The organism is Streptomyces sp. NPDC006925 (assembly GCF_042869575.1).
GTDB lineage: Bacteria > Actinomycetota > Actinomycetes > Streptomycetales > Streptomycetaceae > Streptomyces.
The window spans coordinates 91,793-108,878 of the sequence record NZ_JBIAGB010000006.1; the positions used below are offsets into that span (position 1 = coordinate 91,793).

The 17,086-nt window shown below is 74.7% G+C and carries 16 protein-coding genes; 6 read left to right on the forward strand and 10 right to left on the reverse strand.

Going from position 1 to position 17,086, the window contains the following annotated elements:
- Window positions 1–65: 65 nt before the first annotated feature.
- The 6 genes from ACFYNS_RS11120 to ACFYNS_RS11145 all read right to left on the reverse strand — a co-directional run bounded on the left by ACFYNS_RS11120 (window position 66) and on the right by ACFYNS_RS11145 (window position 8,200).
- Window positions 66–902, reverse strand: a complete 837-nt coding sequence (locus ACFYNS_RS11120) for a spherulation-specific family 4 protein (RefSeq protein WP_388602187.1) — start codon at window positions 900–902, stop codon at window positions 66–68.
- Window positions 890–1,912, reverse strand: a complete 1,023-nt coding sequence (locus ACFYNS_RS11125) for an NAD-dependent epimerase/dehydratase family protein (protein ID WP_360293176.1) — start codon at window positions 1,910–1,912, stop codon at window positions 890–892. The genes ACFYNS_RS11120 and ACFYNS_RS11125 overlap by 13 nt, the downstream gene beginning before the upstream one ends.
- Before the next feature lie 178 nt (window positions 1,913–2,090).
- Entirely contained in the window at window positions 2,091–3,317 is a 1,227-nt protein-coding gene (locus tag ACFYNS_RS11130) for a hypothetical protein (protein ID WP_388602190.1), read from the reverse strand.
- The gene (locus ACFYNS_RS11135; protein ID WP_388602192.1) at window positions 3,314–5,473 is read right to left on the reverse strand and encodes a DUF3492 domain-containing protein; all 2,160 of its coding nucleotides are present in this window, start codon (window positions 5,471–5,473) and stop codon (window positions 3,314–3,316) included. Before ACFYNS_RS11135 ends, ACFYNS_RS11130 begins: the two co-directional genes overlap by 4 nt.
- 235 nt (window positions 5,474–5,708) lie before the next feature.
- Window positions 5,709–7,151 (reverse strand): DUF3152 domain-containing protein, encoded by a 1,443-nt coding sequence (locus ACFYNS_RS11140; protein WP_388602194.1) that lies wholly within the window; start codon window positions 7,149–7,151, stop codon window positions 5,709–5,711.
- Window positions 7,151–8,200, reverse strand: a complete 1,050-nt coding sequence (locus ACFYNS_RS11145; protein WP_360302988.1) for an alpha/beta hydrolase — start codon at window positions 8,198–8,200, stop codon at window positions 7,151–7,153. Before ACFYNS_RS11145 ends, ACFYNS_RS11140 begins: the two co-directional genes overlap by 1 nt.
- 233 nt (window positions 8,201–8,433) lie before the next feature.
- Between ACFYNS_RS11145 and ACFYNS_RS11150 the strand changes: the two genes are divergently transcribed.
- The 4 genes from ACFYNS_RS11150 to ACFYNS_RS11165 all read left to right on the forward strand — a co-directional run bounded on the left by ACFYNS_RS11150 (window position 8,434) and on the right by ACFYNS_RS11165 (window position 10,496).
- Window positions 8,434–8,676 carry a hypothetical protein gene (locus ACFYNS_RS11150; RefSeq protein WP_360302990.1) on the forward strand — a complete coding sequence of 81 codons (243 nt, stop codon included), beginning with the start codon at window positions 8,434–8,436 and terminating at the stop codon, window positions 8,674–8,676.
- A gap of 244 nt (window positions 8,677–8,920) precedes the next feature.
- Entirely contained in the window at window positions 8,921–9,544 is a 624-nt protein-coding gene (locus ACFYNS_RS11155; protein WP_360302992.1) for a TetR/AcrR family transcriptional regulator, read from the forward strand.
- Between the two features lie 157 nt (window positions 9,545–9,701).
- Complete coding sequence (locus tag ACFYNS_RS11160; protein WP_019354404.1) at window positions 9,702–9,929, forward strand: DUF3107 domain-containing protein; 228 nt, start codon at window positions 9,702–9,704, stop codon at window positions 9,927–9,929.
- Window positions 9,930–10,118: 189 nt separating this feature from the next.
- Window positions 10,119–10,496 carry a hypothetical protein gene (locus ACFYNS_RS11165; protein WP_360302994.1) on the forward strand — a complete coding sequence of 126 codons (378 nt, stop codon included), beginning with the start codon at window positions 10,119–10,121 and terminating at the stop codon, window positions 10,494–10,496.
- Here ACFYNS_RS11165 and ACFYNS_RS11170 read toward each other — a convergent pair.
- Entirely contained in the window at window positions 10,447–11,220 is a 774-nt protein-coding gene (locus ACFYNS_RS11170; protein WP_360302996.1) for a ferritin-like fold-containing protein, read from the reverse strand. The two genes, ACFYNS_RS11165 and ACFYNS_RS11170, sit on opposite strands and share 50 nt — an antisense overlap.
- A 533-nt stretch (window positions 11,221–11,753) precedes the next feature.
- Here ACFYNS_RS11170 and ACFYNS_RS11175 point away from each other — a divergent pair.
- Both ACFYNS_RS11175 and ACFYNS_RS11180 read left to right on the forward strand, forming a co-directional pair.
- Window positions 11,754–13,343 (forward strand): DEAD/DEAH box helicase, encoded by a 1,590-nt coding sequence (locus ACFYNS_RS11175; RefSeq protein ID WP_388602197.1) that lies wholly within the window; start codon window positions 11,754–11,756, stop codon window positions 13,341–13,343.
- Between the two features lie 177 nt (window positions 13,344–13,520).
- The gene (locus tag ACFYNS_RS11180) at window positions 13,521–14,423 is read left to right on the forward strand and encodes an alpha/beta hydrolase (protein WP_360296569.1); all 903 of its coding nucleotides are present in this window, start codon (window positions 13,521–13,523) and stop codon (window positions 14,421–14,423) included.
- Here ACFYNS_RS11180 and ACFYNS_RS11185 read toward each other — a convergent pair.
- The 3 genes from ACFYNS_RS11185 to ACFYNS_RS11195 form a co-directional block, all read right to left on the reverse strand.
- Window positions 14,404–15,009: a MarC family protein gene (locus ACFYNS_RS11185; RefSeq protein ID WP_388602199.1), complete on the reverse strand. Its 606-nt coding sequence runs from the start codon at window positions 15,007–15,009 to the stop codon at window positions 14,404–14,406. The genes ACFYNS_RS11180 and ACFYNS_RS11185 overlap by 20 nt on opposite strands.
- A 195-nt stretch (window positions 15,010–15,204) precedes the next feature.
- The gene (locus ACFYNS_RS11190; protein ID WP_360296623.1) at window positions 15,205–16,050 is read right to left on the reverse strand and encodes a PHP domain-containing protein; all 846 of its coding nucleotides are present in this window, start codon (window positions 16,048–16,050) and stop codon (window positions 15,205–15,207) included.
- Window positions 16,051–16,255: 205 nt separating this feature from the next.
- Window positions 16,256–16,912 (reverse strand): DUF6758 family protein, encoded by a 657-nt coding sequence (locus ACFYNS_RS11195; RefSeq protein ID WP_360296571.1) that lies wholly within the window; start codon window positions 16,910–16,912, stop codon window positions 16,256–16,258.
- Window positions 16,913–17,086: the final 174 nt, after the last annotated feature.

Below are 17,086 nucleotides of genomic sequence, written 5' to 3' on the forward strand. Positions count from 1 at the left end.
AACGTGCGGGAAGTCACCCGCCCGAGGGGCGAGCTTTTCCTTCCGTAACACTGCCACGCCCTATCTCATTCCGAGACACCTGGTCCAAGACACGAGACGATCTCGTCCCAGTAGCCGGGCAGCGCCGCCCACGGGTCCTGTCCCCGGTCGCGGGTGCGGTCCGTGAAGCAGACGGTGCCGGCGCCCTGCCAGCGGGCGATCCGCAGCGCCTCCTCCAGATGCGTGCGCGGCAGTGCGTGCACCAGGTGGCAGAACCGTTCGGCCGGATACGTCGCCGTCCACTCCGCCGCCTGCGACCAGCGGTAGTCTCCCCAGCTTCCGGCATAGGTGACCAGCTGATCGGCGCACCCCAGGTGGTCGGGGTGCGGATGGCCGCCCGTCTCCAGCACCAGGAATCCGCCGGGCTCGAAGTCGCCCTCGTCTCCCGCGCCGACTGCGCCGCACAGCGCGCGCAGAGTGGCGCTGAGCCGCTGGACGTGCCCCAGCAGGTCCGGAGCGTCCGGACAGTGCGCGAGATAGAAGCCGTCGACCCGGTACCAGTCCAGGAACCGGTGGGCTTCGGAGACCAGTTCGCCGAATGTCCGCGTCCCCTCTCGCATGTCGAGACGGCCGAGCACGGCGACGCCCGCCGAGCCCAGCGCGGCGGCTGCAGGGGCGCAGAACGGGTCCGGCCGCGCGCCCGGGCCGTCGGCGACGTCCAGCACCGCCCAGTGCAGCGGACCCGCGGCCCGGTCCGGGCCGGGGCAGGCGCCGAGCCCCGGCCGGGCGAGCTCCGCCCACTCCATGGGCGCCAGCATCGGGTGCGCGCACCCCGGTACGCCGAGCCCCGGCCGCCTGCTGGCCGCGCCGCTGCCGCCGCCGGTCGCCCGGAGCCGGCCCGGGGGCGTCGTCAGATACGGCACGCCGCCTCCATCCAGATGTCGGCCAGCGACTCCTCCAGACCGATCCGGGGCCGCCAGCCGAGCCGGTCGCGCGCCGTGCGGACGTCGGCCTGCTGCCATCCGCCGCAGCCGTCCGGGTACGGGTAGGAGGCGGGCGGCGCCGGCTGCGCAGCGTGCTGCTGCGCGGGGATGGCGGGGGCCCCGCCGACCTGCCCGCCCGGCGTTCCGGGCACGGCACCGGCCGGATGTCCCTCGCCCGGCCCCTGCCCGGCCGAAGCTGCGCCCTGGTCGTGGACCGCACCGGCGTACCCGGCCACACGGGCCAGCAGCGAGGCGGCGTCCCGCAGCCGCACCGCCCTGCCGGTCCCGATGTTGACGATGCCCTGCGCCGCGGACAGGGACGCGGCGTGCACGGCCCGCGCGATGTCGCGGACGTCCACGAAGTCACGCTGCACGCTCAGCCCGCCCAGCTTCAGTTCGCTGTCGCCCTGCTGCATCGCGCGCCGCATCGCCTCCGCGATCCGCCCGAGCGGCGAACCGGCCGGGGTGCCGGGGCCGATGGGTGAGAAGACCCGGAGCACGACGGCGTCCAGCCCGGAGGCCAGCACCAGTTCGGTGCCCGCCAGCTTGCTCACCCCGTACGGCCCCCCGGGACGCGGTACGGCGTCCTCACCGGTGGAGGAACCGGCCTGCGCCGACCCGTACTCGGCGGCGCATCCCACGTGCACCAGCCGGGCGCCGCAGCCGCTGCGGCGCAGCGACTCGCAGACGGCGGCCGTGGCGACCACGTTGTGCCGGATCAGTTCGCGCCCGTTGCCGCGGGTGGTACCGGCGCAGTTGACGACGACACCGGGGTGGACCGCGTCCAGGAAGCGGGTGAGGGCACCGGGGCTTCCGGTGGACAGGTCGAAGCGGACGTCGGCCTCGTCGCTCCTGCCGAGCGCGGTCAGTTGCACCGCGGGGTCGGCCAGCAGGCGGTCGGCGACGAAGCGGCCCAGGTATCCGCTGGCGCCCAGCAGCAGCACCCTCATTGTGCGGCCCCCTCGCACGAGTGCGGGCAGCAGTGCCGCACGCCCGGGTGCGGCCGCCTCCCAGGGGTGCCGGGATGTGCCAACTGCGCGTGGATCATCGGGTCTTGCTCCTTGTCGGTGTCGCACGGGCGGGTCCGTAAGCCCGTGCCGGAGGGAGGGATCGGGGGCGGCCCGGCGGTCATACGGGCGCCGCCCCCCGGTGGTGCGCCGAGGCGTTGGCCAGTGCCGCCGCCGCGTACGCCAGCAGGACGAGTGCCGCGCAGCCACAGGCGGCGACCGGCACAGCCGCCGTCCCCAGGTGCGCGACCAGCGCCTCCGGAGGACGGCCCAGCGCCCCGAGGCCGGGCAGCCACGCCACGGGGACGGCGAGCAGCGCCGCGGCCTCCACGGCGCAGGCGGCGGCGAGTCCGGCCGAGGCCGCCCGCCCGAAACCGTGCGCGGTCAGCAGCAGCGCGGCGAAGAGCAGCAGTCCGAGGGCCCAGGTGGCCGCGGCGGTGGCGGGCCAGGGGACCCGGGGGCCGGGAGCGGGGCCGGGCGCCGCAGCGGCCAGGAGGCCGTCGGCGAGCGCGCGGGCCGCCAGGTGGAGCACCGGCAGCGCCACCGCGACGGCGCAGACGGCCAACACCAGCAGCGGGCGCACCGCCGCGGCGAAGTCCTCCAGACTGCGGCTGCCCGCCAGCCTGCGCCGGGCGGCCGAGGCGAATCCGTGTGCGCCCCACACGGCGGGCGCGACAGCCAGTGCGAGGGTCAACGGGACCGCGGTGGAGGGCATCCGCGGTGGGCCGATCGAGGCGTCGGGCCCGCCGCCCAGCAGTTGGGCCAGGAACCAGTCGCCGTACAGCGCGTAGCCCGCCAGCCAGCAGCCCCACAGCGCGGGAGACACCGGGAACGCAGCGGCGCCGACCGCGCGCGGGACGCGGGGGACGGTCCGCAGCGCCGCGACCGCGCTGCCCGACACGGCCAGGGCACCCAGGACGCACAGGGCGGCCCGTATCGCGGCGGGGCCGTCGCGCAGCAGCACCCACCAGGCGAGCGTGCCCGCACACAGCAGGCCGGGCAGCAGCGGCAGCGCCAGCAGCGCGCACCATGCGAGCAGCCGCCGGTGCGCCGCGCCCGGCGGGCGCGGATGCCGGGTCTCGGCCGAGGGCGCACGGCGCGTGCGCGCTGCGCAGGCGCCGTCCCCCGTGTGCAGGGGGCGCGCGCCGGGGTACGGAGTGCGCGCGTACAGCTCCTCGGCCAGCGAGAAGACGTCGCGGTGGCGGCAGCGGGCGACCGTCCGGTCCGTGATCCCGCCGGCTTCCAGCCCGGCGGCGATCTCCAGCGGGTCGACGGCGCGCTCGCACAGGGTGCGGTGCTGGTACAGCAGGGCGCGTACCGGGTCGCCGGGTGCGGAACGGGTCGTCACGGGGTCGTCCCCTCCCACGGCTCGGCACCGACAGCGGCCCGCTCGACCGGGTGCGGCCCCTCCGCGCCATCCCGCGGGCCGCGGTCCGGCCGGGCCCAGCTCGGCACGTGCGGGGGGTTGCCACCGGTGGGCCGCGCCCCGGCGGCGCGTCGGCCGGAGCGGCCGACCGGACGGCGCCCTTCGGCACCGAGGACTGCCGGGCCGGCCGCGGTGTCCGACGCCGTGTCGCCGGGCCACCGGGTACCGGTCGCGACGCGGCCCCTCAGGAGACTCTCGGGAGTGCGGGCGAACGGGACCGCGTCCTCGGAGCTGTCCCCGGCGTCCCCGGCGTCCCCGGCGTCCCCGGCGGCGGGCTGCCGGTGGCCTTCCGCGGGCCGCTGGGCGAGCTCGCGGTAGATACCGCGGAATGCCTCGACGTTCTGCCGCACCGTGAACAGCTCCAGCGCCCGCGCCCGCGCGGCGGCGCCCAGCCGTGCGGCGCGCGCCGGGTCGCGCAGCAGCGCGACGCAGGCGTCCGCCAGCGCCCGCGGGTCGCGTGCGGGGACGAGGCAGCCGGTGCCGCCGATCACCTCCGGGGCCGCCCCCACGTCGGTGGAGACGGCGGCTCTGCCGCAGAACATCGCCTCCACCAGCGGAACCGGGAAGCCCTCGACGGTGCTGGAGAGCACGGCGACTCCGCCCAGCGCGTAGGCGTCCGCCAGGGTGGGCGCGGCGGAACCGCCCAGTTCCTCGAAGGCGACCGCGCTCTCGACACCCGGAGGCGCCACGGGGAAGAGCTGCGCGGCGAGCGCCCGGCAGTGCGCCCGGTAGCCCCCGGTGTCCGACTCTCCGGCGCCCTCCGGGGGCCCGCCGGGCCGGTCCGCGCCGCCGTCAGCGGGCGCGCCGCCGCGCTCCGCCGAAGCACCGGGGGCGCAGACCGCCGTCTCGGGACCGCGCGGGTCCGCCCGCTCGACGATGCGCAACCGGGCGGTCGGCACCGTCTCGCGCACCCGGGCGAAGGCGTGCAGCAGGGTGTCCAGGTCCTTGGCCGGGCCGGGGGTGCCCACCCACACCAGCGTGGGTGCGCCGGTGGAGCGGGGGCCGCCGGGCGGCGGCAGATGCGCGGCCTGTTCCCCGACGGCGTCGAAGGGTGTCGGGTCCATGCCGGGGTAGACGGTGCGCAGTCGCGCACTGTCGGCACCGCAGTGCTCCTGCCAGCGGCGCGCGTGCGTGTTCCCGGGGGTGATCAGGTGGGCCTGTGCGTACGCCTCGCGCGCCAGGTGCCGCTGGAAGGAGGCGAGCAGGGCTCGTACGGGGGCGCCCACGACTCCGCGGGCGACGGCACCGGCGGCGCTCGCCAGGTAGTGCTCGCGCAGCCGCACGCGGTACTCGGTGATCAGCAGCGGCACCCCGAACGTCCGCTTGGCCCACAGGCCGGGGAGCGCCGCGGGACCGGCGCCGACCGCGTGGCACAGGTCGGCCTCCGACAGTCCCGTCTCCCCGCCCCGCTGCCCGTACCAGTCCAGGGAGAGCGGACGCAGCGCGCGCTCCAGCTTGTCGGTGACGGCAAGCAGGTCGCAGACCTGGGCGGCGTGCGCGGCGGGCATCGCGCCGGGCGCACGGCAGGCGGATTCCAGGATGCGCACGGCGCTCTCGGAACGCAGCGCGGCGGCCAGCCCGCCGCGCTCGGCCGCCAGCTCGGCGAGCCCGTAGAGCCCGGCGGCGAAACGGTCCGCCTGAGCGGCGGCCGAGGGGCGTGCGGATTTGATCCCGCCCCCCGGGGCGCCGACAGTCGCGGGCCGTTCGGCGCCGGACCGGTTGGCGCCGGACCGGTTGGCGCCGGACCGGTTGGCGTCCGCGCCACAGACGGCCTCGGCGAGTACCTCGAAGCACTCGCGGAAGCGCTGCTTCTCACGCCGCCCGTAGGAACCCCACGTCAGCCCGCGTACGCCCGGGGGCGCCGCGGCGGGCTGGGGGCCCCACAGCGAGGCGGTGCGCACCCGTGCGACGTTGGGCGGCACCTCACGGCAGCCTGTCCGCTCCTGCCGGGCGCTGCGACTGAGGGCGTACACCGCGAACTCGTGGCCGTCCAAGCCGCGCACCAGGCGGTCGCACCACAGCGCGGACTCACCCCGCACATAGGGGTAACCACCCTCCGTAAGCAGCGCGATGCGCACGTGCGCACCCCCGATCCCTCTCGTGGCGTGCCGCGGGCCCGGGCGGCTCGGCACGGGCGCGGCGGCGGAACGTCGAAGACGCAGCAGACGCTATGCGGGCGTCCCCGGCACGCGGCGGACGGTTGTCCGCGACGCCATCAAAAGGGGTGAAGACCCGTGACTTTCGGGAGACTCGAGCGTTTACCAGCCCTCAATGCCGGCCGACCGCCGGCCGAGGCGGATCACCGCACGCTGCTCAACCGCGCGGGTGGGGCCAGGCGTTGATGCGGCAGGTCTTGCCCTGCGTGGTGAGGTACTTGGTCTGCTGCATCATCACCGGCGCCGGCTTGCCGTCGGCGGGACAGCCCACGTGACCGTGGCCCAACCGGTGACCCACCTCATGGTTGATGAGCATCTCCCGGTAGGCGCGCATGTGGTCGGGGCCGAACGTCTCGGCGCCGCGCGCCCACCGCCATGCGTTGATCATGACGCGGTCGGTGGCGGCCGAGTCGCAGGAGACCTTCTCCTGGCTGGTGTCCAGTCCGGACTTGGCGCACCACACATCGGTGGTGCGCGGGCTGGCCAGCGTGATGACGAACCGCGCCTTGCCGGAGGAGACCCGCTCGAAGCTGCGCTTGCCGTCGTGCGCCCAGCTCCGCTCGTCGTTGAGGGTCTTGTGCACCGCCCGCGCGAACAGTTCGCCGTCCAGCGGTACCCCGCCCTCCACCTCGACGCGGTAGCGCACCACCTCGCCCTTGCCCGGGCCCTTCTGATGGCCGGGCACGACACTGAACTTGCCCGAGCCCTCCAGGTCGTCGGCCAGCGGGTACTGCCGGGCCATCTTCTCGCCGTAGGAGGCGGGTGAGCTGCCGGGGGTGGGGCGCGCGCCGCGGTCGGCGCGCGCGGGGTCGGAAGCGCCGTCCGGATCCTCGGGCGCCCGCTCCCCCGTCTTCAGTCCGCGCCCGGAGTCCCCGCTGCTGTGCTCGCCGCCGGCCACCTGCGCGGCCACGATGAAGGCCAGCACCGTCGTGACGGCCGCGGCGACGATCCCGGTGGCCGTGCGGGCGCGGCTGGTCGGCTTCCGGGTCAGCGGCGCGGGCTCCGGCTCGGGCTCCGGCTCCGGCTCGGGAGGCGCCTGACGCGCGCCGCTCCCGGCGCCACCGGCGGCGGGCGACTGCGCCCCGCGGGGCGCTGCGGCGGCGTCCGGCGGAAGTCCGCCGGACCGGGCCGCGCCGGGAGCGTCCGCGGCGAAGGCGCCCTTGTCGAAAGCGTCCAGATATTCCTGCCGCGGACCGCCGGACCGCTGCCCGCCGGGTGCCGCACGGCCCGGACCCCCGGAGCGCCGGCCCCGGGGGTCCGGGCGGGGCGGCGCGGGCGCGCCCTCGGGGTGCTGCGGATGGCCACCGCGGGCGGCCTGCCCCTCCGCGTACGCGGGCACACCGTGCGCGGGGGTGCCCTGCGGGCCGGGGCGCTCGGGGCGGCCACCGGCCCCCGGCGGTACGGAAGGTGACGGCCTGCCAGGTGTGCCGGGTGCGGGGACGCCGGGTTCGGGCACGCCGGAGCCGCCGGTCCCGCCCGGGGCGTCACCGGGGCGGGGCCGGGCTGCGGCGTCGGGGCCCGGGCCGGGGCGCTCGGATATCCGGGCGCGCTCCTCTCTGCGCCCGAAACCGGCCTTGCCCTTGCGGCTATGGCGTCCCACTAGTCACCTTCCGGAGTTGCCGGGGCCTGGGTGAGGGCACCGGCGGAGGAGTTGTTCGGCCGCTGCGTCGCCGCATCCGCCTCCCGGAGCAGGTCGCGGACCGCGGCGGCGACGATCTCGGGGTACTCCATCATGGCGACGTGGCCCGCTTCCGGCAGTGCGAGCAGCCGGGAGTCGCGGAAAGCGGCCGAGGCACGCCGCGCCACCCGGAAGGCGACCAGTTGGTCGCGCCCACCGTAGACCAGAAGCGTGGGTGCCAGCACCCGCTCGGCCTGCCGCCACAGCGCGTGCTGCCCACCCAGCGTGTACGCGTCGACGATGCCCCTGGTCGAGCGGACCATGGCGTCCCAGAAGTAGGGCAGTTCCAGCCTGCGCGCGTACTCCTCGGAAGCCGCGGCGAAGTCCTCGGCCGAGACCCGTGCCGGATCGCCGTAGCAGAGCCCGAGCACACCGCCCGTGCGCCGCTCGGCTGACCAGTCCCGGGTCAGCCGGGTGAACAGCGCGGATATGCCGGGCACCGCCAGCAGCGCTGTCGGCCAGGCGGTGCGCTGCGGAGGGACCTCCGGCAGCGCGGGCGAGATGAGCGTCAGCGTCCGCACCAGGTCCGGGCGGACGGCGGCCACCCGGGTCGCCACCGCGCCACCGAGCGAGTTGCCCAGCAGATGCACGGGGGCGCGCGCGACGGCGTCCAGGTACCGGATGACGGCACGGGCGTGCCCGGAGACCGAGTAGTCGCCGCTGTCCGGGGGCGGGGAGTCGCCGAAGCCGGGCAGGTCGAGGGCCTCGCCGCGCACGTCGGGCGCGAGCTCCGCCATCAGCGCGGACCAGTTGAGCGAGGAGCCGCCCAGTCCGTGCACATACAGCGCGGTCGGCCTGGCGTCCTCGGCGGCGTCCGCCGCGTCCTCGTACCGCCCTCGTACGGCCAGCGCCAGCCCGGGCAGCGAGAGGGTCCGCAGCGTCTCCCGCTCCCCCACGCGGGACCGCGAGGGCTTCGGGGCAGCACTGCGGGCCGTGGAGGCGGGGGCTCCCGGCTGCTCGGTGGAGGACATGGAGCAATGTTACGAGACGATCACACTCCCCCTCACGTGTTCACCGTCACAAGAAGAAGCACACTGGTTGTACGGGGGAGCACAGGCTTCCGCCGGTCGCAGCAGCGGCCGGAAGGGATCCGGGAGCACCTGCGGGGATGCGGGAGGCATGCACCGTGCGCCCCCGGTGACCCGCTCCTAGTCTCGTAAGTAGGGCCCGCCCCGTCGGGCCCCGCCTGGAAAGGAAGGCCGGCATGGCAGTCGATCCGACCGACCCGGAGACCTTCGACGCCCACGACGACCGCGACGGCTACGAGGAGGAGCCGGAGGAAGCGGGGAGCCCGGAGGCCCCCGAGGCGGACACCGCGGAGCAGCGCACCGACCTGCTGACGGAGCGCGACGACCCGCTGACCGGCCGCGGTTCCGACGAGGTGAACGCGGCGGACGCGGCGGAGCAGGCCCGCGTGGTGGAGCTGAACGAGGACGAGTACCGATAGACGAGTACCGATAGCGGAGCAACGGTGCCGACGGACGAGTACCGGTCCGGATACCGGAAGCGCAGACTGATAAGTGGACGAGAGCTGATGAGAGCCGCCAAAGCGCCGTCGTCCGGTGCCGGCGGAGGGAAGGGTCCGGAGCACGGGAGCGAAAATTCGTGGGCCGGGAACCTTTCACCCCCGTTACCGAAAAGTACGATGGCGGCGCAGCGCAGCTCGCGCTCAGGAACTTCAGGGAGGCGGCGTGACAGCCATCGAGCAGACCGAGGCGCGCCCGCGCGGTACGCGTCTGCCGCGCCGGGCGCGACGTAACCAGCTACTGGGCGCAGCTCAGGAGGTCTTCGTCGCGCAGGGCTACCACGCGGCAGCGATGGACGACATCGCCGACCGTGCCGGGGTCAGCAAACCGGTGCTCTACCAGCATTTCCCGGGGAAGCTCGACCTGTACCTCGCGCTCCTGGACCAGCACTGCGAGGCGCTGCTCCAGGCGGTGCGCGCGGCGCTGGAGTCCACCACGGACAACAAGCAGCGGGTCGCGGCGACGATGGACGCCTACTTCGCCTTCGTGGAGAACGAGGGCGGTGCCTTCCGGCTGGTCTTCGAGTCCGACCTGACCAACGAGCCCGCGGTGCGCGAGCGTGTGGACAAGGTGAGCCTGGACTGTGCCGAGGCGGTCAGCGAGGTCATCTCCGAGGACACCAAGCTGCCGTCCGAGCAGGCGATGCTGCTGGCCGTGGGGCTGTGCGGGATGGCCCAGATCACCGCGCGCTACTGGCTGAGCGCGGGGCAGCAGATCCCGCGCGACGCCGCGGCGAAGCTGATCTCCTCGCTCTCCTGGCGGGGCATCGCGGGCTTTCCGCTGCAGTGAGGGGGCGCGGCGGAGGGCGGTTGTTCGCTGCCGGCGTGCGACCGCGCGCCCTCCGCTTCCCTGCTGAGGGCTAGGGTTGCTCCGTACGGCGCGGTTCGCCGCGCATCGCATCCCGGGCGAGGCCACGGGATACCAGGACCGTCGGAGGGACATAGCCGTGGAGGTCAAGATCGGCGTGCAGTACGCGCCTCGCGAGATCGTCATGGAGAGCAAGCAGACTCCTGACGAGGTCGAGAGCGCGGTGGCGGCGGCACTGGAGAAGGGCTCCGGGCTGCTCGGCCTGGAGGACGAGCACGGCCGGAAGATCCTCGTCCCGGCGGAGCGCATCGCCTACGTCGAGATCGGTGAGGCGTCGGGCCGCAAGGTGGGCTTCGGCGCGATCTGACCGGGTGGCGCCCCGGGGCGCACGGCACGACGCGCACGCGGCAAAGGCGCACAGATGTACGCAGCTGACGGCGGTCGCGGGATTCCTCCCGCGGCCGCCGTTTCAGCGTCCGTGCCCGGGGGGAGGACCGGAGCGACCGCGGTCGGCCACGGCGCGGTCCCCCGACCGGCCCCACCCGAGGAGGTCCTCATGATCTGGGAGGCTCTCGGCTCCGCAGCCCTGGGAGGCGCCCTCGCGCTCGCCGCGACCAGGCGGTTCCCCGAGCGGCTTCCCGACCGGCGGCTGGTGCTCGCGACGGGCCCCGTCGCCGCTCTCGCCGGCGGTCTCATCAGCCGCACCGTGCTCGGCTCCGGCCATCTGGCGGTGGTGTGGTGCCTCGCACTGGGCTTCAGCGCGGCCCTGCTGTCCCTGCTGCTGCGGGACGATTCGCCCAGGCGCCGGCAGTGGCGCCAGGACGCGCTGCGCACCGCCCCGGCACCCGCGGGGGCGAGCGCCGGGTTCGGGCAGTCGGCCGACTTCAGGCAGCAAGCCCCAGGGCTGCCATCCGCTTCGTATGGGCCTCGGTGATCCGGGAGAACATCTTGCCGACCTCCGCGAGGTCGAAGCCGTCGGCGAGGCCGCCGACCAGCATGGTGGAGAGCGCGTCCCGGTCGGCGACCACCCGCTGCGCCTGGGAGAGCGCCTCCCCCATCAGCCGCCGCGCCCACAGGGCGAGCCGGCCGCCGACCCGGGGTTCGGCCTCGATGGCGGCGCGGACCTTCTCCACGGCGAAGCTGGAGTGCCCCGTGTCGTCCAGCACACTCAGCACCAGGGCGCGGGTGTCGGCGTCCAGCCGGGTGGCCACCTCGCGGTAGAAGTCGGAGGCGATGGAGTCGCCGACGTACGCCTTGATCAGCCCCTCCAGCCAGTCGGAGGGCGCGGTGAGCCGGTGGAACTCGTCCAGCGCGGCGGCGAACGGCTCCATGGCGGCGGTGGGGTCCTCGTCGATGCGGGCCAGCCGCTCGCGCAGTTTCCCGAAGTGGTGGAACTCGGCCGACGCCATCGAGGCCAGTTCGGCCTTGTCCGCGAGCGACGGCGCCAGCTTGGCGTCCTCGGCGAGCCGCTCGAAGGCCGCCAGCTCCCCGTAGGCCAGCGCTCCCAGCAGGTCGACGACCGCGGCGCGGTAGGTCGGATCCGCCGACGCCTGCTCCCAGCTCTGGGTGGCGATGGTGGTGGCGGGGGCGGGCTCGGTTCCGGCGGCTTCGGGCTCGGCGGCCCCGGCTTCGGCGGCGGTCTTGTCAGGCGTCTCCATACCTCGCACGATAGCCCGCGACCGCAGGCCGGGAAGGACCCGTCCGGCCCCTCATCGGCCCCACGAGAGCCCAGGTGAACTCGTACACAACGATTGCCCCGGTACAGATGCGCGGATCCGGGGTACAGTGATATTGAGTCCACCGGATGGCGTGGACCCGCTGCATGCATGAAATGCGGATGCCCGGTCGGTGGCCCGATCGGCTCCGACCCGACAGCCTTCCGTCGGTCCGCGCACCCCGTGCGGGCCGCACTGAGAGGGACCGCTCGCGCGAGTGAGGCGCTTGAGCGGGAGACAGTGGTCCCGCACCGCTCGACGGGCCGCAACGACGGCCGCTGGGTTGCGGTAGATCCTCTCCTCGCTCCGCCGGCACACCCAGAGGACTGGGTCGGCCGGACGCCGCAGCCGCACCCGCGCGTCACACAGAAGAGGCAAGCATCCTGTCCACGACGTTCAGAGATCTCGGGATCCTCCCCGAGACCGCCGAGGCCCTCGAAGCCGTCGGCATCACATCCCCCTTCCCGATCCAGGAGATGACGCTCCCGGTGGCCCTCGCCGGCACCGACGTCATCGGCCAGGCCAAGACCGGCACCGGCAAGACGCTCGGATTCGGGCTGCCGCTGCTGGAGTCGGTCACCGTTCCCGCCGACGTCGAGCTGGGCCGCGCCCGGCCCGAGGAGCTGTCCGAGGCTCCGCAGGCGCTCGTCGTCGTGCCCACCCGCGAGCTGTGCCAGCAGGTGACCAACGACCTGCTCACCGCCGGCAAGGTGCGCAACGTCCGGGTCCTGTCGATCTACGGCGGGCGCGCCTACGAACCCCAGGTCGAGGCCCTGAAGAAGGGCGTCGACGTGGTCGTCGGCACCCCCGGGCGGCTGCTGGACCTGGCCGGCCAGAAGAAGCTCCGGCTCTCGGAGATCCGGGCGCTCGTCCTGGACGAGGCCGACGAGATGCTCGACCTGGGCTTCCTCCCCGACGTCGAGAAGATCATCGAGATGCTGCCGGCCCGGCGCCAGACGATGCTCTTCTCGGCGACCATGCCCGGCCAGGTCATCTCGCTCGCCCGGCGCTACATGAGCCAGCCCACGCACATCCGCGCCACCGCGCCGGACGACGAGGGCCAGACGGTGGCGAACACCACACAGCACATCTTCCGCGCCCACTCCATGGACAAGCAGGAGATGGTCGCCCGGATCCTGCAGGCCGAGGGCCGCGGGCTGGCGATGGTCTTCTGCCGCACGAAGCGCACGGCGGCCGATGTCGCCGAGCAGCTCTCGCGGCGCGGCTTCGCGGCCGGCGCGGTCCACGGCGACCTGGGCCAGGGCGCCCGCGAGCAGGCGCTGCGCGCGTTCCGCAACGGCAAGGTCGATGTGCTGGTGTGCACGGATGTCGCCGCGCGCGGTATCGACGTCGACAACGTCACCCACGTGATCAACTACCAGACGCCCGAGGACGAGAAGACCTATCTGCACCGCATCGGCCGCACCGGCCGCGCGGGCGCGTACGGCACCGCGGTCACCCTGTGCGACTGGGACGACATCCCGCGCTGGCAGCTGATCAACAAGGCGCTGGACCTGGACTTCAACGACCCGGAGGAGACCTACTCCACCTCGCCGCACCTGTACGAGGCGCTGAAGATCCCCGCCGGAGCCAAGGGCATCCTGCCGCGCGCCGAGCGCACCCGCGCGGGGCTCGCAGCCGAGGAGCTCGAGGACCTGGGCGAGCCCGGCGGGCGTGCGCAGGGCCGGTCCGGCCGGTCCGGCGGCAGCGCCGAGCGCACGCGTCCGGAGCGCAAGCCGCGCCAGCGCAGGCGCACCCGTGGCGCCCTGCGTACCGATGAGCCGGGCTCCGGCCAGGACGCCGCTCCTGCCGGGGCGGAGCCCGCGGCGGACGGCGCCGCGGCCTCCGCCGAGGGCGGGGCGGCACGTAAGCCGCGCCGCCGCCGCCGGACCCGCCCGGCCGCCGCGGAGACGGGGGCGCAGGCTCCCGCCGCCGAGCAGGGCGGCGAGGCGGGCCGGGCCGCGGTCGGCACGGAGGAGGCTCCCCGCAAGCCGCGCCGCCGCCGGACCCGCTCGGGCGGCGCGAGCCGTACCGGCTCCGCGGCGCAGCAGTCCGCGGAGAGCTGACGCCCTGCTGCGGTCCACCGAGAGCTGACGCCCTGCTGCGGTCCACCGAGGGCTGACGCCCTGCTGCGGTCCACCGAGGGCTGACGCCCTCCGGGCGATGAGCGCACGGCCCGGCGTCCCACTGCGGGACGCCGGGCCGCTTGCTGTCCCGGGCGCTCCTGCGGGTAGCGTCCTGGCATGAGCAAGCCTCCCTTCCTCGCGCTCCCGTCCGGTGTGCGGGCGTACCGGATGGCCACCGCACGCGGGGAGTTCGCGGTGCACGACACCGCGGAAGGGAGCCGGCCGGGGCCCGCGGTGCTGCTGCTGCCGGGGTTCACGGGCAGCAAGGAGGACTTCATCGGACTGCTGGAGCCGCTGGCCCGGGCGGGGTTCCGGACCGTCGCGGTAGACGGCCGGGGGCAGTACGAGACGGGCGGCCCCCGGGAGGCGGCCGCCTACGCGCAGCCCGAGCTGGCCCGGGACGTGCACGCCGTCGCGGCGGTGCTCGGCCGCGGGGAGCCCGGGGCCGTGCATCTGCTCGGGCATTCCCTGGGCGGCCTGGTCGCGCGCGCCGCGGTACTGCGGGATGCGGCTCCCTTCGCCTCGCTGACGCTGCTGAGCAGCGGTCCGGCCGCCGTCGCGGCCGCGCAGCAGGAGCGGGTGCGGATGCTGCTGGGCGCGCTGGGGACGATGAGCATGGCGGCGATCTGGGAGGTCATGCGAGAGCTCGACCAGTCGGTCGGCTCCGCCGGTGAGGCGCCGTACTCGCAGCGGGAGGCGGCGGAGACCTCGGGGGCGCTGGAGGTGTTCCTGCGGCGCCGCTGGCTGGCCAATGTGCCCGCGCAGCTCGCGGCCACCGGGGAGCAGTTGCTCACCGAGCCGGACCGGGTGGGCGAACTGGCTGCGCTGGGGCTGCCGTTCCATGTCGTCTCCGGCGCGGCGGACGACGCCTGGCCGGTGCCGCTGCTGGACGGGATGGCCGAGCGGCTGGGTGCCCGCCGCTCGGTGATCGCGGGTACCGGCCACTCCCCCAACGCGGAGCGGCCCGCGGAGACCGCGCGGGCCCTCGTCGGGTTCTGGCTCAGCCCTTCCCCTCGATGAACTGGGTGATGCCGCCGGCGATCTGCTGGACGGCGATGGCCGAGAGCAGCATGCCGGACAGCCGGGTGACGAGGACGACTCCGCCGTCCTTGATGACCCGGATAATCAGCAGCGAGTAGCGCATCGCGAGCCCCAGCACCAGGTGCATGGCCACGATCGCCGCCCAGACGGAGAGCTGCCCGCCCCAGCCGTCCGCGTGCTGCACCGCCAGGATGACGGAGACGATCGCGCCCGGCCCCGCCAGCAGCGGCATGCCGAGCGGGACGAGTGCCACGTTGACGTCCTTGGTCTGGGTGGGCTCGTCGGACTTGCCGGTCAGCAGGTCGAGGGCGACGAGCAGCAGCAGTCCCCCCGCGACCATCAGCGCCGGGATGGAGACGTGCACATAGTCGAGGATCTGCTTGCCGCAGATCCCGAACAGGGTGATCACTCCGAAGGCGACGGAGGCCGCCTGCCAGGCCATCCGGCGCTGGACCTTCGCCGGTCGGCCGGAGGTCAGCCCGAGGAAGATGGGGGTGATGCCGGGCGGGTCCATGATGACGAAGAGGGTGAGGAAGACGGAGCCGAAGAGAGCGAAATCGAACACGGTGGTGCCTGTGCCTTGCTGAGGAGAGAGGGTGAAAAGGGAGGAAGAGGGGGGACGCGGGGGGGCGGAGGAGCGGGCGCGCGGCGGGGCGGCGTGCCCCGGAGGAGCCGCGCCGGGCGCGGTGGGCGCGCGCAGCGGCCCGGGCCCCTCTCGCGAGGGCGGGCCGGGCGGGACGGTAGGGCTTTCCGGCGCTCCTCAGCCCGTGACGGGCGTCGCGCCTGAGCCGCGGGCGGCGATCTCGGCGTAGACGTCGGGCTCGGTGGTGAACTCTCCGAGCCGGAGGGGCTTGCGGGTGCCGTGGTAGTCGCTGGAGCCGGTGGCCAGCAGTCCGAGGTCGGCGGCGAGGGCGTGCACCCGCTTGCGGGTGTCGGGGTCGTGGTCCGCGTGGTCGGCTTCCAGGCCGTCGAGTCCGGCCTCCGCCAGGTCGGCGAGCGCGCTCTCCGGGACGCAGTGGCCCCGCTTTCCGGCCAGCGGGTGGGCGAGCACGGCGACGCCTCCGGCGCCCTTGATCAGCCGCAGTGCGTCGAACGGGTCCAGCTCGTGTTTGCTCGCGTAGGCGCGTCCGTCGTTCGCGAGCCACTCCGCGGTGAAGGCGTCGGAGACGGTCTCGACGACGCCCTGCTCCACCATGGCGGCGGCGATGTGCGGGCGGCCGACCGAGCCGTCTCCCGCGATCCGGCTCACCTGCTCCCAGGTGACGGGCACGCCCAGTTCGCGCAGCTTGGCCACCATGGTCCGGGCCCGCGGCACCCGGTCGTCGCGGACGAGTTCGCGCTCACGGGCGAGTGCGGGCTCGGCCGGGTCGAAGAGGTAGCCGAGCATGTGGATGCCGACGCTGTCGAGTCGGCAGGAGAACTCGGCGCCGGTCACGAGGGTGAGCCCGGCGGGCAGCGCCGCGGCGGCCTCGTCGTACCCGGCGACCGTGTCGTGATCGGTGAGCGCCACCACGTCCAGCCCGGCGGCCGCGGCGTTGCGCACCAGCTCGGCGGGGGTGTCGGTGCCGTCCGAAGCGGTGGAGTGGGCGTGCAGGTCGATGCGCACTTCGACGGGCTCCGATAGCTGGACGGCGGGATGTGACGGGCTCATGGCGAGCAGCCCCCAGGATAGCCGTACCGGCCGGCTCCTCTCCCGGCTCCCGGTGCGGCGCCGCTCGGGCGGGTCCGCACGGCCACCGGACCCGGCGGCGGTGGGCCTGTGATCCGCGGGCCGTCCGCGGCAGCCGCGGGGGCGCGCGCAGGCCCGGCCGTCAGCGCTGCGCGGCGGGCCGGGAGATCAGCCGGGGGGAGAGCGCTCCGCAGGGCACCAGTTCGACCTCGGCGCCCGCGTCCCGCAGGTCGGTCAGCACCAGTTCGTCGTAGAGCAGCAGCCCGGACTCCTGCGGCCAGACGATGGCCCACAGCCAGAGTCCGCACGCCTCTCCGGCGAAGACGGCACGGTCCGCGGGCACCCCGCCGACCTGCCACAGCGGAGTGGGGTGTCCCGCGGCGTGCACCTTGGCCTGGGGCGGCTTGCCCGCGCAGATGGCCGGGCCGGGGTCCGGACCGTCGATCCCGGCGTAGCGGGCGCCGAGGCCGACGCCGAGCTCCTCGGCGATCAGCAGCAGTTCGCCCGGGCCGCCGAGCGGTGCGGGGCCCGAGCAGGCGACGGCGGTGGCCCGGCCCCCGCTCCGGTCGTCGCCCGCGCAGGCTACGCCGGTGAACAGCCAGCCCACGGGGAGCGGCCACGGCATCCACACGGGCACGCGGGTGCGGCCCACCACGACGGCGAGCGCGTCGACGCTGGGCGGAAGGACCGGCTGGAGCGGGTGCACAGCACCGTGCACGCCGCACTGCCAGGTGTCGGCGAAGAGTCCGGGCGCCCTGATGCGGCCACCGCACTTCGGGCAACTGGGTTCGCCCCTCATGGGGCCTTACGGTCCTACCGGGCCGCCCTCCCGTCAAGGACGATCACCCACCCGGACCTCACCCCTGAACGGCACGGTGCGTGAGGGCCTACGCAGAGACAGCCGATGACCTGCTGATCATATAGATGTCATTTGCATTAATTAGACTCGCTAATTTATTGTGTGTACACACCA